The sequence below is a fragment of the Streptococcus sp. HMSC068F04 genome (genome assembly GCF_001837455.1).
GTDB classification, from domain to species: domain Bacteria; phylum Bacillota; class Bacilli; order Lactobacillales; family Streptococcaceae; genus Streptococcus; species Streptococcus salivarius_D.
On the sequence record NZ_KV832455.1, the window covers coordinates 1 to 21,914 of the forward strand.

Genomic DNA, 21,914 nt, shown 5'->3' on the forward strand with positions numbered 1-21,914 from the left:
GAGCGAAACGGACTTAAAGTCACAAAAATAAAAAGAATCAGTTAGCATCCCTCAATAAGGAGAAATAGCTAACTGATTCATAAATCTTAATATATTGGAGGGCTTTAATACTATTAGTCTTTTTTCTTAACGTACTGAGCCACTGGATAATCTGCACTGTCCAAACTACCAGATCGGTTCATAACCAAATCAACCAAATTTTTTCCAATAAGTGGCCCTGTCGTAAGTCCTGAAGATCCTAAACCAGAGGCGACAAAGACACCCTCAAGCTCTGGAACTTCTCCAAAGAAAGGTGAGAAATCACTCGTGTAGGCTCTAGTTCCCACACGTTCTGAGAAGGACTTGGCAGTACTTAAGTCAGGGAAATATGTCTTAGCCTCTTCCTCCAGACTTGCAAGTACAGTCTCATCAACTGTCAAATCAAAGCCTTGGTCATTTTCATGGCTGGCCCCTACCGAAATCTTGCCACCAGCAAAAGGAATGACATCCAATTCGCCCTCCGGCATCAGAACAGGTAATTTAGCAGTATCCATGCCCTCAAAGAAGTAGTCGCGCAATTGCCCCTTTTGAGGGCGAACATCTACGTCAAAACCAAGGAGTTCAAGCGTTTGACCTAGCCAGGCACCACAAGCGAGAATGACCTTATCAAAAGTTTGACCATTAATCTCGTAAGTGCCATTGTCAAGAGGAGAAAGTGTGACTCGACCCTCAACCTTTTCAAAACCAGAGGCCTCAATCAAAGTAGCTGTTAATTCTGCACCCTCCACTCTGGCACCTCCAGAAGCATAGAGATAACGGGCAAATCCAGTAAATTCCGGGAGGTCGGCAACATTTTTTATAGAAAGTTCACCAATAATGGGTGATTCTTCTAGCCTAGTTTCTGCATGCTGATACAAACCGTCCAACTTACTATCATCTTTCTTGAGAAGGGCTACACCAGACTGATCATAGAAGCTCGTGTCATAACCATCATTTTCAAGATCTGAAACTAAATCTTGGTAAAAATCGGCTCCCAATCGGGCCATTCGATACCAGGCCTTATTACGACGCTTGGAAAACCAGGGGCTGATAATCCCTGCTGCTGCCTTGGTTGCTTGCCCAAGACCATGATCAAATACTGTAACCTCTACGTCTTTTTCTTTTGATAAGTAGTAGGCAGCCGTTGAGCCGACGATACCTGCACCAACAATTGCAATTTTCATTTTTTACTCCATCTATTTGAAAAGAGCTGAGTCCTATATCAATAGGCACAGCTCTCTAGTATTTTTAACCTAAGGCTACATCCATGACCATCATAACAACAAAGCCAACCATGAGCCCCAAGGTTGCGACGTCAGTATTACCATTGGTTTGTGATTCAGGAATCAATTCCTCCGTTACCACAAAGATCATGGCACCTGCCGCAAAAGCCAAAGCATAAGGAATAATCGCCATCATCAACATAACAAGAGCAGCTCCCATAACAGCCCCTATAGGCTCCACGATGGCTGACATAGAGCCCCAATAAAAGGCCTTGATACGAGATTTTCCATCTGCCCGAATAGGAATAGAGAGGGCTGCACCTTCAGGGACATTCTGCAAACCAATACCGATAGCTAGACCAATGGCTCCCATGAGACCTGCAAGTGTCATATTACCGCCAGCCAAGGCTCCGAAAGTCACACCGACTGCTAATCCCTCTGGAAAATTATGAATTGTGATAGCCAAAAAGAGCAAGGCTGTCTTGGACAACTTTTTCTTACGAGGTTGAATTCCTTCTGCTTTTGAGATGTCATTTCCCAAATGCAAATGAGGAACAACGGCATCAATCAAACGAAGAGCAACACCACCAAGCAAGAAGCCAGCTGCTGCAGGAAACCAGGACCATTTCCCATAGCCATTTTGAGTCGCATAAGTTAAAGAGGGATCCAAAAGGAGGCCGCAATCATGACACCAGCCGCAAAGCCCATCATGATATCTAATAATTTACGACTAATATTCTTGAAGAAGAAAACAATGGCCGAGCCGACAATGGTACAGCCCCAAGTAAAAAGACCAGCAAGTAAGGCCAAAAAGACCACATTTTGATGTAAAAGCCAAGTCACAGACACATCCTCCTACAAATGGTCAAAAGGATTGGTTGAGGACTGACTTTCAAGTATGGTCACATTCCAATCATGCTCACGTTTCCAAGCCTCAAGTTTCTCAGCAATCTTTGAAATAAAGAGGGCTTCAATATGGTGCCCAGGGTCAATAGCCAAGAGACCATTAGTAATCATTTCTTGCCCCGTATGGTAGTATACATCACCAGTGATAAAGACTTGTGCGCCCTTTTTCAAAGCATCCTGGTAAAATCCTTGACCGCTACCCCCACAAATAGCCACACGGTTAACAAGAGGATTATCATGATTATAACGCACCAAGCGAACACTGTCCAAGCCAAAAACATACTTAACCTTAAGAGCAAGTTCTTCAATGGTCTGTGGCGCAATATGACCCACTCGACCAATTCCATGATTTTCAGAAGTCTGTATTAAATAAGTGGTGTCTTTAATGTCAAGTAAGTCACAGAACCAATCATTAAGTCCATCACTGACAACATCAATATTAGTATGACTCACATAGACTGCAATATCGTGCTTAATCAGGTCAAGCAAAATATCTCGGTCAGGCGAAGACACCAAATCCTTAATTGGACGGAAAATCGGAGCGTGTTTAGCAATGATAAGGTCCACACCCTTTTCAATAGCTTCAGCTACTGTATTTTCACGAACATCCAAGGTAACCAGGACCTTCTGAATCTCTTTGTCTAGACTGCCAATCTGCAAGCCAACCACATCACCTTCCATGGAAAGCTCCTGTGGACAAAATTCCTCATAAGTCTTGATAAGTTCACTAGCTAACATGGTTCAAAACCTCCTTAATGGTTTGAATTTTATCTTCAATAGCTGCACGGTCAGTCTGATTGGCAAGAGGAATGGAGCCTAAAGCAATCTCTAGTTTATTGATTTCTCGCTGCCATTTGAGCTGGAAAACCTGAGATTGTTCTTTCATGAGATGAGGACCAAAACGCACTTCCTTGTCTGAAAGGCTCATATGTCCAGCTTCTGCCACCATAATCTCATAGTATTTGCCATTTTCAGTCATGATAGACTCTGCAATAATCTCAAAACCATTTTCCATCAACCAAATACGGAGATCATCTTCACGATTATTTGGTTGTAAAATCAGACGGTCTACACCTGTTAGTTTCTCCTTTCCAGCATCTAGGATATCCGCAATAAGACGTCCTCCCATACCACAAATCGTGATAGTTGTTACCTCATCAGCGGGTTCGAAGGCAGCCAAGCCATTAGCCAAGCGCACGTCGATTTTATCTTGGAAACCAGAAGCTGAGACATTAGCAAGAGCAGATTCATAAGGACCCTTTACCACTTCACCAGCAATAGCTGAAGTAATCAAACCTTTTTCAAGTAAATAAATCGGAAGATAGGCATGATCACTGCCTACATCCAAGAGTTTTGCGCCTTTGGGAACATAGGTTGCTACGTCCTTGAGGCGTTGAGATAATTGTACGTACATGTTTCATCTTTCTATTTTTTTAAGTCTCTTCAATTATATCAAAAAAGGAGGTTGGTAAGAAATGCTTTTAACACATTTCCTAACAACTTCCTTTTTGTTTATACTTTCTCGCCTGTAAAGACGAAAAATTTAGAAATAATGTAGTTCAATACAATGATAAGGACCTGAGAGAACAAACTCTCGATACCATTTACCCAAGCATGACTATGACCAACAAATTGACCAATAATTTCTGGATAGGTATCAACCAAGAAATAGGCTAGAGCCAAATCCAAGACCAAGGTCAAGAGGCGGGCTCCCACGAACTTAACAAAGCGCGTGACCATACCTGTCTTTTCCTGATTAAAGACAAACATGTCATTTGTAAAAAAGGCAAAGATAATGGCAATCGCATTTGCTAAGACTGCTGAAAGTGTTCCTTGTTGGGTAAACTGGAAAATCAAAGTACGACTGACCATATAGACCAAAGTTGCCAAAACCCCAAAGAAAAGGTACTTGAAAACTTCGGTAGCCATGAAGGCTCTCAGTTTAGCTATCATACTTAGTCCAATCCAATTTCTGCACGAACAACATCAGCAATCGTATCAACGTAATAGTTTACTTCATCATCTGTTGGTGCTTCTGCCATAACACGAAGGAGAGGTTCGGTACCACTTGGACGAACCAAGATACGGCCATTTCCAGCCATCTCAGCTTCCATTTTTTCAATGATAGCGGCAATGGCAGGAACTTCCATAGCCTTATCTTTCATGCTATTTTCCACACGGATATTAACCAATTTTTGTGGATAGATAGTCACTTCTGAAGCCAATTCAGACAAGCTCTTACCTGTTTCAACCATGACTTTAGTCAATTGGATTGCTGTCAATTGGCCATCACCAGTTGTGTTGTAATCCATGATAATAACGTGTCCAGATTGTTCACCACCAAGGTTGTACCCGTTTTTACGCATTTCTTCGACAACGTAACGGTCACCAACAGCAGTCACTGCCTTGTTAATGCCTTCACGGTCAAGTGCCTTGTGGAAACCAAGGTTTGACATAACTGTCGTTACAATGGTATTTTTAGCCAACTCGCCCTTTTGTGACAAATGTTTACCGATGATGTACATCACCTTGTCACCATCAACAATATCACCATTTTCATCAACAGCGATGAGACGGTCACTGTCACCATCAAAGGCAAGACCGATAGCTGAGCCAGTTTCTTTAACCAAGGCTTGCAACTGCTCTGGGTGTGTCGAACCAACACCAGCATTAATGTTAAGGCCATCAGGTTGGTCACCAATGACAGCGATTTCTGCGTTCAAGTCAAGGAAAATGTTTCGTGCAGATACCGCAGCCGCACCGTTGGCCGCATCCAAGGCAACTTTCATGCCACCAAGGTCAACACCTGTAGCTACCAAAAATTTTTCGTATTTACGAAGACCTTCTGGATAATCCACAAGGGTTCCAAGTCCTTCAGCTGAAGGGCGTGGAAGCGTATCTTCTGCAGCATCGAGAAGGGCTTCAATTTCCGCTTCACGCGCATCATCCAATTTAAAGCCATCACCACCAAAGAACTTGATACCATTATCAAGAGCTGGATTATGGCTGGCTGAAATCATAACACCGGCACTTGCATTTTCTGTGCGAACCAAATATGAGACGCCAGGTGTTGCAAGTACTCCAAGTTTGTAGACTTCAATACCCACTGAGAGCAAACCTGCTACTAAGGCAGATTCCAACATCTCACCAGAGATACGTGTATCACGTGCCACAAAAACTTTAGGACGGCCAGTCTCATGTTGGCTAAGCACATAACCACCAAAACGACCTAATTTAAAGGCCAATTCAGGCGTAAGTTCAACGTTTGCTTCTCCACGAACACCGTCTGTTCCAAAATATTTACCCATAATTTTATTATTAGTGCTTGAGCACTAAATCCTCCTTAAACTGTGATGCTGTTTAGCAAGAGTCAATCTAGTGAAATCTATCTAGATAATCTAACTTTATAAGATTTCGCCAATATTTTCAACCCTTGATTTTAAACATTTTTAATTGGTTACATTTTTATGAGATTAGGCCCTCTCAGTCCCATCCATTATACATGAATTTGGGGAAAATGTAACTCCCCTATTTTTGCGTGACTTTTAAGTTAACCTTAACAGTGCCAGGCTGAACCGTAACACCTTCTGCCTTAAGGTCTATTGTTTTTGAAGTATCCTTAGTCACTTGGCTAATGTCCACAGGGACTGTGATGCTATCAATCTTATCCATAGCTTCTTGGCTACCAACGATAGTCACATGCCCACGATCAAAGCTATAGCTGATATTAGACACATTGCTAGCCTTATCTCCAGTCAGTTCAACCTTGACAGGAACAGATTTGCTTAATTTTCTCAAATTAATCTTGGCGTGTACCTTAGCTGGTGAGATAGAACTTGCTAGGACTGTTCCATTTGCCGAAACGGCTTGAAGAACCAGGTTACCATCATAATCTTCAGACAGGTTGGAATCACCTTCCAATACTGCTTGAACATGGTCAATCTGGTTAATGATATCTTCACTCGACGTCACTTCTACCTTGGTTTCATCCAGGCTAACTTTTTTCACTTCATAACCATTTGCCAACTTATCTGATGTAATATTAGCTACTACATCAAAGGTCTTGCTGGCTTTTTTGCCAATAGTTGCCGTCAAGGTTGATGGAGATACCTGCGCAGACATTCCGGCTGGAAGATCCTTAACCTGAATAGGTACTCGACTGGTTCCTTGACCTAAATTTGACAAATCAGCAACTAATTTAAAGTGACGTGTATCACTACTTGTCTCAGTCGTTAAAGCCAGCTGTGTTGTCGCCGTCAAATAGACTTCGGCATCATAGGAATAACCACTGATAAAGTACTTATCACTATCATATTTTATGTCCACAGGAACCGACTCAATGGTTTGTGTAAAGGTATTAGATGCACTTGAACTATTCTGTTTATTTTGCGCGTTCCCCGACCAGGCTGTGAAAAAGAGTACTACAGCAAAGAAGAGGGCAACTAGCATCTGCCATAAACGATCGTTTTTAAAGAAATTTACAAAACGCTTCATTTTTTGCTACCTCCAATCCAACGTTGAAAGAATGACTGACGTGGTTCTTGTTCTTTCAACAAGATAAGACTCAACTCTTGTTCAAATTTTTGAATAGAAAGATCATGGATGAAATTCCCCTTGTAAGCAATTGAAATCGCACCAGTCTCCTCTGACACAACAAAGGTAAGCGCATCTGTTTGTTCTGAAAGACCAATGGCAGCCCTGTGCCTAGTTCCAAACTCTTTGGAAATCTTATTAGATTCCGTCAATGGCAGATAAGAACAAGCCGTCGCAACCTTGTTATCTCTGATGATAACTGCTCCATCATGAAGCGGTGTATTTGGGATGAAAATATTAATTAATAGTTCCCCAGTCACCACCGCATCAAGCGGAATCCCAGTCGCAATCTGCTCTTGTAAGGTCTGAGTCTGTTCAATAGAAACCAAGGCCCCAATCTTACGAGGACTCATGTACTTAACAGCTTTAACAAAGGCTTGAACCAACTTCTCGTCTGAACTAACCTCTTTACTTTGCAAAAAATGCTGAGGCGTACGCCCAAAGGTTTCAAGTGCAGAACGAAGCTCTGGCGCAAAGATCACAACCGCCGCAATGGCTCCATAGTTGATGACCTGATTCATCAAATAAGAAATCGTCGTGAAGCCTATAAAATCAGAAATCAGTTTGACAAAAATAAATAAGACAACCCCTTGAACAAGGGTCATAATTTTTGTCCCTCGTAGAGCCCTAATAAAGCGATAAATTAAAAAAGCAACAATCAATATGTCCAAACTATTGACGATAACTTTCAGCGGACTATCAAAGAGTGACCGCCAAAAATCAATATCAATGGACGAAAGTATTCCCATACATATCACACTTTCTTTTAATTTTTAAACAGTTTCTATTATACCACGAATTCTAACTATTTTGAGACTACAATCACTACTTTTTGTGATAAAATAAATTCATGACTATGAAAACTACCATGGGAATTCTGGCGGGTAAAGCTAGCCATTTCGTCCTTTCAAAATTGGGACGCGGTTCAACCCTGCCTGGAAAAATTGCCCTTAAATTTGACAAAGATATTTTAGACACTTTAGCCAAGGACTACGAAATTGTCGTTGTCACTGGAACCAACGGTAAGACTCTTACAACAGCTTTGACAGTAGGTATTCTTAAAGAAGCTTTTGGTGAGATTGTGACCAATCCTAGCGGAGCCAACATGATCACAGGGATCACTTCTACTTTCCTAACAGCTAAAAAAGCCAAGTCTGGTAAGAAAATTGCTGTCTTGGAAATTGACGAGGCCAGCCTTCCAAAAATCACTGAATACATCACTCCAAGTCTTTTTGTTTTCACAAATATTTTCCGTGACCAAATGGACCGCTACGGTGAAATCTATACCACTTATCAGATGATTTTAGATGGTGCTGCTAAGGCGCCTGAGGCTACTATTTTGGCTAATGGAGACAGTCCTCTTTTCAATTCTAAAGAGGTAGTCAATCCCGTGCGTTTCTACGGTTTTGACACTGAAAAACATGATCCAGAGCTGGCTCATTATAATACTGAAGGTATTGTCTGCCCTAAATGTGAGAGTATTCTTCAGTATCGCCTTAATACTTACGCTAACTTGGGAGACTATGTGTGCCTTAACTGCGACTTCCACCGTCCAGAATTAGATTATAAGCTGACAGAGTTGACTAAAATCACCAACACTACTTCTGAATTTGTCATTGATGGACAAGATTACAAGATTAATGTCGGTGGTCTTTATAACATCTACAATGCCCTTGCTGCTGTTTCTGTCGCTGAATTCTTCGGAGTGGCTCCAGAGCAAATCAAGGCTGGTTTTGATAAGAGCCGTGCTGTTTTTGGACGCCAAGAAACCTTTAAGATTGGTGACAAATCATGTACTCTGGTACTAATTAAGAATCCCGTAGGAGCTAGCCAAGCCCTTGATATGATTAAACTTGCCGATTATCCATTTAGCTTGTCAGTCCTTCTTAACGCCAATTATGCTGATGGTATTGACACTAGCTGGATTTGGGATGCCAACTTTGAAAGCATTCTCGAGATGGATATCCCTGAGATTAATGCTGGTGGGGTCCGTCATTCTGAAATTGCCCGCCGTCTTCGTGTGACTGGCTATCCAGAGGATAAGATTACACAAGCAGAAAAACTTGAAGATATTATGGCCTTGATTGAAAAACAAGATTGCGACCATGCCTATATCTTGGCGACCTATACTGCCATGCTTGAATTCCGTGATATTCTTGCTCAACGTCATGCTGTCGGAAAGGAGATGAACTAATGACCTATACTTCACTCAAATCTCCAGAAAATCGTGACTACACCTACGACCTAAATGTTGCCCACCTTTATGGTAATCTGCTCAATACCTACGGTGACAACGGTAATGTCCTTATGATCAAATACGTGGGTGAAAAACTTGGTGCTAAGATGACCTTCGACATCGTTTCAGTTGGTGATGACTTCGATAAGGACCACTACGACATGGTCTTCTTTGGAGGTGGTCAAGACTACGAACAATCTATCGTTGCCAAAGATCTCCCATCTAAACGTGATGCCATTGGTCAATTCATCCAAGATAATAAAGTAATCCTAGCCATCTGTGGTGGTTTCCAACTTCTTGGACAATATTACATCCAGGCTAACGGTGTCCGTATTGATGGTATCGGCGTCATGGGCCACTACACCCTTAATCAAGAAAATAACCGTTACATCGGTGATATCAAAATCCATAACGAAGAGTTTGATGAAACTTACTATGGTTTTGAAAATCACCAAGGGCGTACCTTCCTTTCTGATGACGAAAAACCACTTGGCAAAGTGGTCTACGGTAATGGTAATAACAAGGAAGATGGTACTGAAGGGGTCCACTATAAAAATGTTTATGGTAGCTACTTCCATGGACCAATTCTTTCTCGTAACGCCAACCTTGCCTACCGCTTGGTCACAACTGCCCTTCGTAACAAATATGGCCAAGACATTGAATTGCCAAGTTATGATGACATTCTCTCAAGTGAGATTGCTGAAGAATACGCAGATACTAAATCAAAAGCAGAATTTGAGAAATAATTCTATGACATAGCAAAATAGCGAAACCCAAAGGTTTCGCTATTTTTTATATCTATTTCCAAAGACGTCTTTTCTTCAATCTGTCTTCAATTTTACGATTATCAATCCTTAAAATGGCAATCATATCAAACAAGAGCCAAGTTCGTTTAGGATAAACAATGTATTTTGGAGACCATATTGGAGAAAACTTCTCCTTATAACGTTGGAGTCCACTAAAAGAGTAAAAACGTTGTGCAAAGACATAGACCAAATTGGCAACCTTCTCTTCCAAGAAGCTATCTTCTTCAGTACCCACATTCGCGAGTGGAGCCATTCCCATATCAAAGTATTGCTTTCCTTCCGCTTGGAAGTACTGGAAGAGTTTGACAAAGAGGTAATCCATGATGCCTTCAGGAGCCTTTTCAAAATCATAACGCATAAGGTCAATCGTCGCCACCCGTTTGTTATTGGTTGGCATGATGTTGGCAAAGGCTACAATTTCTCCTTCCTCACTCTCAACAATAGCAATCGGTGCCTGCTGCAGATAAGCTTCATCAAAGAAACCAAGAGAGAAACCCTTCTCCTTACGACCGTTAAGCCAAATATCTGAGACAGCCTTCATTTCTTGCATCTGAGTCTCTGAAAATGGAGGATCAAGTAACTTAAACTGGAAACCTGCTTTTTCGACACGATTGGTTGGTTTACGGAACTTCTTACCATGCTTACCATCGACAGAGAATGTCGTCAAATCAACCATGGCGTTTTCCCCAAATTTCATAAAATCAAAGCCATAATCATGAAGCATCAGGGTAATACTCTCGTCTGCCTCATAAAACAAGGCTTGTAAATTCCAATCTGATAGTGTCTTCAAGAAAGATTCCCAAGCTGCTCGGTAATAGTTTTCATTACCAATTGGATTTCCCATAACCACACACTTATTGCTGGTTTGTGCAAATTGGAAAACTACCTGGTCTTGTCCATCGACACGATACCAAAAGAGGCGTTTATCATGTAAATAAGCCAAGGCACTTTCTGATGCACCTCCGTATTTCTCAAGGAGAGCTGTAAAGCGCTCATCATCCATACTTTGACCAAAAGTCCTGCGGGGTGCCAAAATTCTCAAGACTCCCCAAACAATAGTTGCAATGATAACTGATGCCAGTAAAATATCAAACCAAATATGAACAAAATGTCCAAGAACATCCCGGTTCTTAGGTGGCAATAAATGAGACCAAAAACCGCTGCCACCCAGAACAAGAAGAACCAGAATAGTAAAGGCTAGGAAAAGGAAATCCTTGGTTTTGTCTTCCCAACTATAAACAAAGTAACGATGATACAACCTCTTTCTGATGATCAACATAAGCACCAAAGAGAGTACAATTAGGAATGACATAGCCCAAGAAATACCATTGAGATTGACATAAATCAAGGTCAAGACAAAGGTTATTAAGGAAGCAATGAAAGCTCCCTTCACCCGACGTCTGATGAGACGAGCCATGAAAATGAATAGAGTTCCAAATAGGATACTTGGGAATTGCCAAATCAACTGTTCCTGAATAGGATTAAAACGGCTAATAAAGTAGACATTTGCCAAGCGTTCTGGGATTAAGGCTGACAAAATCAAGAAAATCCCTGAAAAACGTAGCAAATACACAAGAAAGCGGTGGAGACTTCCACCAAATACTCGTGAAGAAAGTTTGAAGTATTTCTCGTTGATACGCCCTCCCATGTGTTTGAAAAAGAAGACAACACCTAACAAGAAAGGAATAATGTAGTAGGTTAAACGAAAGAGCAAGAGCAGACTAACCGCTAGAGCATTGCTAACCCCCATAGAGGTCAGACCGGTAATCACAATCAAATCGAAACTACCAATCCCACCCGGAATCATAGAGAAGATACCAATAATAACTGCTAGGAAATAAAGAGGAATCAAATTATAAAGAGGAACATGCAAGCCCATTAAATAAGCTACACTTACAAAGCTTCCAAGGGCCGTTCCCCATTCAGCTGTCGAAGCTAAAAGAAGACTTAGCCTCGTTTTCAATGGTACTTGACCAAAATAGGCTAATTTTTCACGACTAGAAACAAAGAAAATAAAAGGCAGATAAAGGAAAATCCCCAATAACAGTAACCAATACTTTCTTAAATCTGGACTTAGAGGGAAGAACCAAAAGACAGCGAATACCAAACCACTTAAAAGGGATAGGCCCGACATAAAGTAAGGCAATAAACGAGAAAGTGCCTTAACACCCGTCTTTTCCTGCCCATCCTCAGAATAAAAGGAATATCTCAGACCCACATCGACCAAACCAGCAAAACCAGCTAAATTATTAATGGTGTTAACAGCCCAACTAGTTTCTAAGATATAGGATTTGGAATAATCCGTTTCTAGCTCCTTATTCAGTATAATGTCATAAAAGAGCATAGGGGAGACAGCGACTAGTCCGATGATAGCCATCAAAACAAGATGCCAAATAGACAAACCGCCCAGAGCTGACTCAAGTGACTCTAAAGTGATGGTCCGTTTGAGGCGAACCAATTCTATGACGACAAGAACCGTAATCGAGATAAAGAAGATAGATTTAACGGCCGCTTTTAAAGGTTGAAGTCTCTCTAAAAGACGCTTCATGCCACCACCTCTTTTCGACTAATTCTCACAAGCTCACGAATCATTTGATTGAAAATCTTATATTTACGTTGAGCTAGACGATGCCCTTCTCGACGTTGGACATAAAGCTTATGAATTGGAAAGAGTTCCGAAATCTCCCTAGAATGCCTGATACTGATAACATCCCTTTGCCCCATAACTACCCAAACAGGATAGGCAGCCTGATGTAGACGTTCCCTATCTAGTGGCAAGTCATGAAGCATAAGCCCCGTTACCTGAGCCATGATATCCATTTTAGATGAAAATGGTGACAAGGCTTTTAAGCAAAGATATTGTATATAGACCGCGAATCTTGAGCGTCTCGTCAACCCATTAAAGGTCATATTTCCCGCATTAAGCAAGAGCCCTGCAATCCGGTCAGGATAACGACTAGCATAAACCATAGCCAAATTGGCACCGTCACTATGACCGACAAATAAGGCCTTCTTGATATTCAAATATTGCAAAATTTCCTCCAAATCGGCAGCCATCTGTTCAAAGGTCATCTTAACACTTTGACGACTGGACCTGCCGTGATTACGACTATCAATGAAAATTAAACGATAGTCTCGATACAGAATTCCTTGCTTACCAAAGTAATTTCCTGACAAATTATTGCCATGCAAAAAAACAATTGGAAAGCCTTTACCGAGATCACGATAATAGATGATTTGACCATCTTTCACTTTGAATTCCATAATATTACCTACCTTTTCACTAACGCATTCTTATACGATAATTAGTCTTATAAGGCATTGAGGCTGATGAATTGGACTTACTCATTCCAAAATCATCTAACCCTCTTCACTCCATTATAACACTTCCACTAGGAAAGAGTCAGAATATTTGTGCATTTTCTGCAAAAAGAAAAAGCCTTTTCAGGCTTCTCTTCTTATTGTTCGAAAGTTTGTTGAGCGATGAGTTTGTTATAGTTTTCTTCATCTTCTTGGTTATCACGGACAACCTTAGATACTGTAAATGATGATGAAATCAATCCTACACATCCCATGAGGTAGTAACCCTTAACCATCAAAGGCTCTTTAAGGGTATAGAGGCCTACCAACATCAAGATTACGAAGAAGGCAAATGATCCCCATGCCATCATGTTGAAAGATGTTGTGTTACGATACACTTTTTTCTTTACTTTGTTCATAAAGTTAGTCTCCTTTTATATACTAAGACTAGTATACCAACAATGTAAGCCTTTCACAACTCAAAGCATGAAAAGGTTTTCATCATCTCTTAACCTTCCAATTGTTCTGATAAGTCACTCCACTCTTCCATCAGAGCTTCTTGATTGACTGATAAGCCATCCAGCTCTTTCTGCAAGTCAGACAATTCCGCCACATCATTTGTTTCTAGCATGGCAGCAGAAATTTCCTCCAAGCGTTCTTCAATCGTCTCTAGCTCATTTTCAATTTGCTCAATGCGTCGACTTAGTTTACGCATCTCTTTTTGATTGGCTTTTTGAGCTTGATAATCACTAGCACCCGCTGAAGCTACTTGGACTTCCTCTGATACTTGATTTTCCTCTACCTCAAGTCGTGCTAACTCTTCAAGCTCCGCCTTCTTTTCAAGGTAGTAATCGTAATCTCCAAGATAAATGGTTGCCCCATCCTCAGAAATTTCCATCACTTTGGTTGCCACACGGTTGATAAAGTAACGGTCATGGCTGACAAAGAGAAGTGTTCCATCAAAGTCAATAAGGGCATTTTCCAAGACTTCCTTACTATCAATGTCCAAGTGGTTGGTCGGCTCATCTAGGATAAGGAAGTTGTTGTTTTCCATTGATAATTTGGCTAGGAGCAGGCGAGCTTTCTCACCACCAGAAAGCATGGAAACCGACTTTTTGACATCATCACCTGAGAAGAGAAAGGCTCCCAGACGGTTACGAATCTCAACTTCAGGAGTTGTCGCAAAATCATTCCACAACTCATCAAGAACAGTGTTCGACGGTGTCAAGGCAGATTGGGTTTGGTCATAGTACCCCACTTCAACATTGGCACCATAAGTTGATGTTCCCTTGATAAATGGCAGTTTACCTACTACCGACTTGATAAAGGTTGTTTTTCCGATACCATTAGGTCCCACAATGGCAATGGCATCCATCTTCTTAACATCTAGAGAAATAGGCTCTGAGAGAATCTCATCATCATAACCAATAGTAGCATCCCTCACAGTCAAGACCACATTCCCAGAGACCTTATCCGCATGGAAAGTCATATTAGCTGACTTTTGACCTTCTGTTGGCTTATCCAGACGTTCCATTTTCTCTAGCTGTTTACGACGGGCTTGAGCACGCTTAGTTGTAGAGGCACGGACAATATTACGATTAACAAAGTCCTCCAACTTAGCAATTTCCTTTTGTTGCTTCTCGAAGTTCTTTGCTTCAGTGGCCAACTTTTCAGCCTTAAGCTCCATGAATTTTGAATAATTTCCGACATAACGATCTAAACTATGTTTGGTCAAATCTAGTGTTACTGTCGCCACCTTGTCCAAAAAATAACGGTCGTGACTGACAATGATTAGAGCTCCCTGATAATTGACCAAGTAATTTTCCAACCAGGCAATGGTCTCGATATCCAAGTGGTTGGTCGGTTCGTCCAGTACCAAGAGCTCAGGCTTCTCAAGCAGCATTTTCGCCAAAGCCAGGCGCGTGTTTTGCCCTCCAGAAAGATCGGAAATGGGCATCTCCCACATGCTTTCATCAAACTTAAAACCATTGAGAATAGCTCTGATATCAGATTCATAGGTAAAACCACCACGCTGTCTGAAATCCTCGGAAAGGCGATCGTAGTCAGTCATTAACTTGTCCAAGTCTGTCCCAGTCAACTCGGCCATCTTCAATTCCATGTCACGCAGACGCTTTTCGTCTGCACGTAAGTCTGCAAAGACATTTAACATTTCTGCATAGATGGTATTGCTAGACTCAAAACGACTATCCTGAGCCAAGTAAGACAAATTCAAATCACGTTTTGTGTTGATTTCACCTCTTGTCGGCGCTTCCTCTCCAACCAAAATTTTCAATAAGGTTGATTTTCCAGCACCGTTACGGCCAACCAGGGCAATACGATCACGTTCATCTACCTGAATATTAATATTATCAAAGAGCACATCTCCTGAGAAAGAGCGCTCAATCTTGTTTCCTTGTAAAATAATCATAGCGTTTCAATTATACCAAAAAAGCCAAGCTCCTGCTTAGGCTTTCTGACTTTCTTTCAAAATGCTTGCTACCTTAGTGTTAATCAAATCGATAGCAACAGTATTTGTGACACCTTCAGGAATCACCACATCTGCGTAGCGTTTCGTAGGTTCAATAAACTGGTGGTACATAGGTTTAACCACACTAATATATTGCTCAATGATACTATCCAAGCTACGACCACGCTCTTCCATATCACGTTTGATACGACGGATAATACGAATGTCATCATCAGTATCAACAAAGAGCTTGATATCCATCAAATCACGCAAGCGTTTATCCTCAAGTACCAAAATCCCTTCAACAATGAAAACATCCTGTGGTTCCTGACGATAAGTCTTATCACTGCGTGTGTGTTGGGTGTAGTCATAAATGGGAATATCCACTGGACGCCCAGCAATCAGCTCATTGATGTGTTCAATCATAAGATCTGTATCGAAGGCAAAGGGATGGTCGTAGTTAGTTGACACACGCTCTTCAAAAGTCAAATGTGACTGATCCTTATAATAAGAATCATGCTCAATCATGGCAATTTTCTCATCTGGAAAATTTGATAGAATGGCACGAGAAACACTGGTCTTACCACCACCAGAGCCACCCGTAACCCCAATAATAATCGGTTTTTTAGGCATGGTAAATTCCTATCTAATATAGTCTTTCCTATCTATTCTACACTAAATCATGATATAATAAAAGCAAATCCATATAGAAAATGAGACTTTTATGTTTAAAAACTTTCCTGAGCAATGGCAAGACCTCCTTAAAGAAAAAGAAATCACTACAGAGACTGCCATTCAAAAAGAACTCTTTGCACCAATCACTGAAGGAGATAATGTCCTAGGTATCAGTCCTACAGGAACAGGTAAAACCCTTGCCTACCTTCTTCCACTTCTTCTTTCACTCAAGCCAAAAAAATCTCAGCAATTGCTTATCTTAGCACCCAATTCAGAGCTTGCTGGACAGATTTTTGATGTAACCAAACAATGGGCTGAGCCACTAGGACTCACTGCCCAACTCTTCCTTTCTGGCTCTAGTCAAAAACGACAAATTGAACGCCTGAAGAAAGGACCAGAAATTCTCATCGGAACCCCTGGCCGTGTTTTTGAGCTGATTAAACTCAAAAAAATCAAGATGATGAATGTCAACACCATCGTCCTCGATGAATTTGATGAGCTTCTCAGTGATAGCCAATACCACTTTGTGACAAAAATCAGCCACCATGTTCCTCGTGATCATCAAATGATCTATATTTCGGCAACCAACAAAATTGACGATCAAGTTCTTGTCGAAAATACTATCGTTTATGACTTATCTGATCAGGAATTAGATACTATTAAACATTATTATATCAGTGTTGATAAACGTAACCGTGTCGAACTTCTTCGTAAGTTCTCCAATATTCCTGATTTCCGTGGCCTTGTCTTTTTCAACAGTCTTTCTGACCTTGGGGCTACTGAAGAGCGCCTCCAATTTAACGGAGCTTCAGCAGTATCATTGGCTAGTGACATCAACGTCAAATTCCGTAAGGTTATCTTGGAAAAATTCAAGAACCATGAGATTTCACTCTTACTAGGTACTGACCTCTTGGCACGAGGCATCGATATTGAAAATCTGGAAGTGGTCATCAACTTCGATATTCCTCGAGACCGTGAAGCCTACACTCACCGTGCAGGTCGTACCGGCCGTATGGGAAATGAAGGTAGCGTCATTAGCTTGGTAACTCATCCAGAAGACCTCAAAAAACTTAAAAAATTCGCTAAAGTATCAGAACTGGTTCTTAAAAACCAAGAGCTTCACGAAAAATAAGCCATTACAAAAGCACTTCAGTTTACTATGAAGTGCTTTTAACATATACAGATTAGGCTTTTTTACCAAAGTCCTCAATCATTTGTTCCATTTCCTCACGACTTGGAGTTGTCAACATATAAAGGAAGTCACCTTGCAACTCTGCAAAGGCTGCAGGCATGATTTTCTTAACTTTAAGTTGTTCACGATACTTATCGAAAAGTTCTTCTTCTGAGTAAGCATAATGAGAGCTTGCACGACGTGAAGTTGCCAAACAGTAAAGTGGCTCAAACTGAGAAGCTGGGAATGGTTCACCAGCAACGATATCCGCATAACCCTTGTACAAATCAAAAGAATGAGCATAGTTATAGACGTCGATTGTGAAGCCACCTGCTGGACGGTTGTTATATTCAATAGCAATATAGTCGTCACCATCACGGAAGAACTCAATATGGAAGAAACGTTCCTTCATACCAAATTCTTTGACAATTGCCTCACCATACTTACGTAACTTAGGATCCATTTCCTTAAGAACGTAGTAAGAATTATCCATCTTGTAAATCATCAAGTCAAGTGGAGTGTGGGCATAATCGAAAGTTGTTGAGAAGACAATATTACCATCATGATCAATCAAACCATCGAAAGTACAGATTTCACTTGAAGTTACAAATTTTTCAAAGAAATAAACTGTTTCATGATCCCACTCAGCCTTGAAGTGATTGATATCATCTTCTGTTTCAAGTTTGAAGGTTGCAGCTGCACCAACCCCATTATCTGGCTTAGCAATCATTGGAAGACCGATTTCTTTCACAGCTTTATCCACATCTTCGTCAGTTTTAATAACAGCACCAGGAACAACTGGAACTCCAGCTTTTTGGAAGAGTTTCTTCATTTCAGACTTGAATTTAGTCTTCTTAAGATCTTCTGGCTTAGCACCAAAAACATTGAACTGTTCACGAAGTGCAGCATCTAATTCCAACCAGTATTCGTTATGAGATTCGATGCGGTCGATTGGGCCATGTTTGTAGAAAAGAAAGGCTACCGCACGTTTAACTTCATCTAAGTTTTCCAAATTGTCTACACGGAAGTACTCAGTCAAAGCATCTTTCAAAGGTTGATCCAATTGCTCATAAGGCTCTTGACCAATACCAAGAACAGTGATTCCCTTATTTGCAAGTTCAACTGTAAACTGTTGGAAGTTTTGTGGATAGTATGGTGAAATAACAAGATAATTCATTAGTGATTCCTCTTTTATAGTTATTTAGATAGGATAGACAAAGAAATTATAGGTTCATATTGTCAAGGAAATAAGGCATTTGTTTACGCCACCATTCCCAATCGTGAGCGACATCATGGCCCCACTCAGAGAACCAGGCTGGAATATTCTTTTGTTCAAAGGCTTCCTTAAGTTTATAGTAAGAAGGAAGACCATCTTGTTCCCAAGCACCAAGACCTGTACATACGATGATTTCAGCTTGACGGTAGCGGTCGATAAACCAACCATCATTTTGGTTCCAGATATAATCTGATGGGGAATTTTGGTAAATAGCTTCATCCCCTCCAAACTCACCCACAAAGAAACGAGCATCGTAGACACCACTAAGAGCTACTACTTTATTGAAAACATCAGGATGTTGCAAGAAGAAATTAAGCGCATGGTAAGCACCCATTGAACATCCTGTTGTCATCATTGGATCAAACCAACCAGTTTTGTGTTTGATAAATGGAATAGCTTCTTCAATAACATAACGTTCATAAGCACGATGCATTTCAGCACGATCGTGTGGATTTTTCCAATCACAAAGCCAGCTTTCACTGTCCACACTTGACAGCGTAAAGAATTGTACGCGCCCTTCTTCGATAAAACGTGCACAAGCATCAATCATACCGAAGTCATAGTATTCGTTATGGCTACCACCTGATGAAGCAAAAACCACAACAGGGATACCAGCGTGCCCATAACGGTTAACATACATTTCACGATTAAGTTGACCACTCCAGTGGCTAAGATGTTCGATATTCATATTTATATACCTTTTCCTAAATTAAAATAATTTGCGTTAATATAGACTAGTCCCACTTTTCAGCGAAAAAGCGAAGACAGTCTGGTAAATTCTCAGCCCAAGCTTCTTCATTGTGTTCAGCACCAGACTGAATGTGAATCTTGATATTTTCCAAATCAACCCCACGAGCAATCAAATCATGGTAATAGCTCAATGAAGAGTCAATATAAGCCTGCTTAATGTTACCAGCCATCAAGGTCTTGTCAGTATCATCAGCTTCCTCAGTCCCTACATAAATGTAGACACGTTGATCTGCATCGAGCTTTTGACGCGACATGTAACGATCAAAGGCATCTTGATGCAACCAGTTAGCTGAAGAAAATACCCCAAGACAACCTATCTGCTCCTTATAATCAAGCCCCATAAACTGAGTGATATTACCACCAAGGGATGAACCAATCATAGCTGTATGCTGACGGTCTGAGAGGGTACGGTACTCCTTGTCAATAAAGGGTTTAACCACATCCATGACAAACTCCGCATACTCTACTCCCTTGCCTCCGAACTGAACACCAGGGATATTAGATTCTTGGTACTTCCACGCAGAATACTCATTCATACGGCCAGGACCATCATTATCGATGGCTACAACAATCATGCGCGAAATATCAGGATTACGCTTGATTGTTGGGATAATCTTCCAAGAATAGCCCGAAAATGACTCCTTACTATAAAGAACATTCTGACCATCATGGAAATACACGACAGGGTAAGAACGATCTGTATCCGTTTCATAGTTCTTAGGTAGAAGAACACGCACACGACGAAGTTTACCAGTGTATGGCACCTCTAATTCATGGGTCTTCATAACCAAGTAAAAATAAGATTTATTCATTGTCAGAAAACTCTCTATATTCGAAATTTAGTTCTATTATACCATATTTTAAAAGAAAAAGAGTCCCTATAATGGGGACTCTTTACACTTTTTAATGATTGAATAGCTAAACTCTTAGTAGTTTGCGATATCAAATACTGTTGATTTCACACGAGTCATAGCTTCGATAGAGTATTTCACACCTTGAGTTCCGGCACCAGATCCTTTAACACCAAGGAATGGGAAGTTATCTGTACCACGTTGTGTTTTGTTGTTGATGTGAACTGTACCAACTTCAAGTTGTTCAGCAATTGCAAATGCACGTGGGTAGTCTTGAGTGAAGACTGCACCTTGAAGACCAAATTCAGATTCGTTAGAAATCTTGATTGCTTCTTCAACTGAAGATACACGGATGAATGGCAATACTGGACCAAATGGTTCTTCCCAAGCAAGACGCATGTCAGTTGTTACATGATCAAAGACAGCTGGGTAGATAAGGTTACCTTCACGTTTCAATTCAGTTTTAGCAGTAGCACCTTGTTCAACGGCATCATCAATCAAACCTTGAACGAAGTCAGCTGCTTTTGTATCGATAAGTGGTGTAACGCTTGCACTTTCTTCAGGCATACCAACAGTGATATTACCTACCAAAGCAGTTACTTTTTCTACCAATTCATCTGCAACACTATCCATTACAAGAACACGTTTGATAGCTGTACAACGTTGACCTGAATAGTCAAAGGCACCAGCAACAATGTTTTTAGCAGTCAAGTCAAGATCAGCATCTTCAAGAACGATAGCGGCATCTTTACCACCAAGTTCAAGCATGATTGGACGCATAGCTGCCAAACGACCGATATTTTCACCAACTGGTGTTGAACCTGTGAAGTTGATGAAATCAACTGCTTTGTGTTCAACGATATAGTCACCGATAACAGAACCACGACCAGTGATAGAGTTCAAGACACCTGCAGGGATACCAGCTTCAACAAATGCTTCAACCAAAAGAAGACCTGAGATAGAACCTTGTGTTGGTGGTTTGAAGGCAACAACGTCACCAGCAATCAAGGCAGGAGCAATTTTAGAACCAGCCAAGTTTACTGGGTAGTTAAATGGAGAGATAGCAAGGACAAGACCTACTGGTTCGCGACGAACAACAGCGATTTTTTTCTTGCTACCTGCGTCAAATGAACCACCTTCAAGTACTTCACCTTCCAAACGCAAACCTTCTTCAGCTGCATAGTGGATGATTTCAGCAGTACGAACAACTTCACCGATTGCAGATTTCAAACCTTTAGAGATTTCTTTAGAAAGAACTTGACCGATTTTTTCTGCATCACGTTCCAAGATATCTGCTGCTTTATGAAGGTAAGCTGCACGTTCAGCATATGAAAGTGCACGCCATGCTGGAAGTGCTGCTTTAGCTGCTGCGTAGACTTCGTCTACTTCAGCTTGGCTCATCGCTGGAACTGATCCAAGTTCCTCACCGTTTGCAGGTGCGTAGATAGTAATTTCGTTTTCAGATGTTTTCCACTCACCATTGACATAGTTTTTGTATTGTTTAGCCAAGATAGTAACTCCTTTTATCTATTATAAGACCTATTTTATCATTTTTTTAGAAATAATCCAAGATTTAAACGAGAATTATTCAGAAAATTTTGACAAAAAATAGTTTGCCCTATTGTAAAATGAAGTGCAACAC

The 21,914-nt window shown here is 40.9% G+C and carries 19 protein-coding genes and 1 pseudogene; 3 read left to right on the forward strand and 17 right to left on the reverse strand.

Annotation, left to right across the window (positions count from 1 at the left end; all coding sequences use genetic code 11):
• Positions 1-113: 113 nt before the first annotated feature.
• The 8 genes and pseudogenes from HMPREF2571_RS00380 to cdaA all read right to left on the reverse strand — a co-directional run bounded on the left by HMPREF2571_RS00380 (position 114) and on the right by cdaA (position 7,489).
• Entirely contained in the window at positions 114-1,202 is a 1,089-nt protein-coding gene (locus HMPREF2571_RS00380) for an NAD(P)/FAD-dependent oxidoreductase (protein WP_070846945.1), read from the reverse strand.
• Positions 1,203-1,266: 64 nt separating this feature from the next.
• A pseudogene (locus HMPREF2571_RS00385) lies at positions 1,267-2,084 on the reverse strand (ZIP family metal transporter).
• A gap of 12 nt (positions 2,085-2,096) precedes the next feature.
• Positions 2,097-2,885, reverse strand: coding sequence for a Nif3-like dinuclear metal center hexameric protein (locus HMPREF2571_RS00390; RefSeq protein WP_013990766.1), 789 nt, complete (start codon positions 2,883-2,885; stop codon positions 2,097-2,099).
• The gene (locus tag HMPREF2571_RS00395; RefSeq protein WP_013990767.1) at positions 2,875-3,561 is read right to left on the reverse strand and encodes a tRNA (adenine(22)-N(1))-methyltransferase; all 687 of its coding nucleotides are present in this window, start codon (positions 3,559-3,561) and stop codon (positions 2,875-2,877) included. The genes HMPREF2571_RS00390 and HMPREF2571_RS00395 overlap by 11 nt, the downstream gene beginning before the upstream one ends.
• Positions 3,562-3,659: 98 nt before the next feature.
• Complete coding sequence (locus HMPREF2571_RS00400) at positions 3,660-4,100, reverse strand: GtrA family protein (RefSeq protein WP_013990768.1); 441 nt, start codon at positions 4,098-4,100, stop codon at positions 3,660-3,662.
• Positions 4,101-4,102: 2 nt separating this feature from the next.
• A complete protein-coding gene (gene glmM / locus HMPREF2571_RS00405) occupies positions 4,103-5,455 on the reverse strand; it encodes a phosphoglucosamine mutase (protein ID WP_013990769.1) in 1,353 nt (450 codons plus the stop codon).
• Between the two features lie 220 nt (positions 5,456-5,675).
• Positions 5,676-6,641, reverse strand: coding sequence for a CdaR family protein (locus HMPREF2571_RS00410; protein WP_070846947.1), 966 nt, complete (start codon positions 6,639-6,641; stop codon positions 5,676-5,678).
• Positions 6,638-7,489, reverse strand: a complete 852-nt coding sequence (cdaA, locus tag HMPREF2571_RS00415; protein WP_013990771.1) for a diadenylate cyclase CdaA — start codon at positions 7,487-7,489, stop codon at positions 6,638-6,640. Before cdaA ends, HMPREF2571_RS00410 begins: the two co-directional genes overlap by 4 nt.
• Before the next feature lie 101 nt (positions 7,490-7,590).
• Between cdaA and murT the strand changes: the two genes are divergently transcribed.
• Together murT and gatD are read left to right on the forward strand one after the other, a co-directional pair.
• Positions 7,591-8,934: a lipid II isoglutaminyl synthase subunit MurT gene (gene murT, locus HMPREF2571_RS00420; RefSeq protein ID WP_013990772.1), complete on the forward strand. Its 1,344-nt coding sequence runs from the start codon at positions 7,591-7,593 to the stop codon at positions 8,932-8,934.
• Positions 8,934-9,722 carry a lipid II isoglutaminyl synthase subunit GatD gene (gene gatD, locus HMPREF2571_RS00425; RefSeq protein ID WP_004182704.1) on the forward strand — a complete coding sequence of 263 codons (789 nt, stop codon included), beginning with the start codon at positions 8,934-8,936 and terminating at the stop codon, positions 9,720-9,722. The genes murT and gatD overlap by 1 nt, the downstream gene beginning before the upstream one ends.
• 52 nt (positions 9,723-9,774) lie before the next feature.
• On the opposite strand, the gene mprF is transcribed toward gatD, so the two are convergent.
• The 5 genes from mprF to udk all read right to left on the reverse strand — a co-directional run bounded on the left by mprF (position 9,775) and on the right by udk (position 16,182).
• Entirely contained in the window at positions 9,775-12,330 is a 2,556-nt protein-coding gene (gene mprF / locus HMPREF2571_RS00430) for a bifunctional lysylphosphatidylglycerol flippase/synthetase MprF (RefSeq protein WP_013990773.1), read from the reverse strand.
• Positions 12,327-13,046: an alpha/beta fold hydrolase gene (locus HMPREF2571_RS00435; RefSeq protein WP_013990774.1), complete on the reverse strand. Its 720-nt coding sequence runs from the start codon at positions 13,044-13,046 to the stop codon at positions 12,327-12,329. Before HMPREF2571_RS00435 ends, mprF begins: the two co-directional genes overlap by 4 nt.
• Before the next feature lie 194 nt (positions 13,047-13,240).
• Entirely contained in the window at positions 13,241-13,501 is a 261-nt protein-coding gene (locus HMPREF2571_RS00440) for a YiaA/YiaB family inner membrane protein (RefSeq protein WP_002883990.1), read from the reverse strand.
• An 89-nt stretch (positions 13,502-13,590) separates the two neighbouring features.
• Entirely contained in the window at positions 13,591-15,510 is a 1,920-nt protein-coding gene (locus tag HMPREF2571_RS00445) for an ABC-F family ATP-binding cassette domain-containing protein (RefSeq protein WP_013990775.1), read from the reverse strand.
• A gap of 36 nt (positions 15,511-15,546) precedes the next feature.
• Positions 15,547-16,182 (reverse strand): uridine kinase, encoded by a 636-nt coding sequence (udk, locus tag HMPREF2571_RS00450; RefSeq protein WP_013990776.1) that lies wholly within the window; start codon positions 16,180-16,182, stop codon positions 15,547-15,549.
• 91 nt (positions 16,183-16,273) lie between these two features.
• Here udk and HMPREF2571_RS00455 point away from each other — a divergent pair, with 91 nt between their 5' ends.
• Complete coding sequence (locus HMPREF2571_RS00455) at positions 16,274-17,356, forward strand: DEAD/DEAH box helicase (RefSeq protein ID WP_013990777.1); 1,083 nt, start codon at positions 16,274-16,276, stop codon at positions 17,354-17,356.
• Positions 17,357-17,408: 52 nt separating this feature from the next.
• On the opposite strand, the gene HMPREF2571_RS00460 is transcribed toward HMPREF2571_RS00455, so the two are convergent.
• The 4 genes from HMPREF2571_RS00460 to HMPREF2571_RS00475 all read right to left on the reverse strand — a co-directional run bounded on the left by HMPREF2571_RS00460 (position 17,409) and on the right by HMPREF2571_RS00475 (position 21,781).
• The gene (locus HMPREF2571_RS00460; protein ID WP_013990778.1) at positions 17,409-18,572 is read right to left on the reverse strand and encodes an ATP-grasp domain-containing protein; all 1,164 of its coding nucleotides are present in this window, start codon (positions 18,570-18,572) and stop codon (positions 17,409-17,411) included.
• 46 nt (positions 18,573-18,618) lie between these two features.
• Complete coding sequence (locus tag HMPREF2571_RS00465; RefSeq protein ID WP_002884014.1) at positions 18,619-19,359, reverse strand: esterase family protein; 741 nt, start codon at positions 19,357-19,359, stop codon at positions 18,619-18,621.
• Between the two features lie 46 nt (positions 19,360-19,405).
• The gene (locus HMPREF2571_RS00470) at positions 19,406-20,233 is read right to left on the reverse strand and encodes an alpha/beta hydrolase (protein ID WP_002884105.1); all 828 of its coding nucleotides are present in this window, start codon (positions 20,231-20,233) and stop codon (positions 19,406-19,408) included.
• A 114-nt stretch (positions 20,234-20,347) separates the two neighbouring features.
• Complete coding sequence (locus HMPREF2571_RS00475) at positions 20,348-21,781, reverse strand: NADP-dependent glyceraldehyde-3-phosphate dehydrogenase (RefSeq protein WP_045772117.1); 1,434 nt, start codon at positions 21,779-21,781, stop codon at positions 20,348-20,350.
• Between the last annotated feature and the right edge of the window lie 133 nt (positions 21,782-21,914).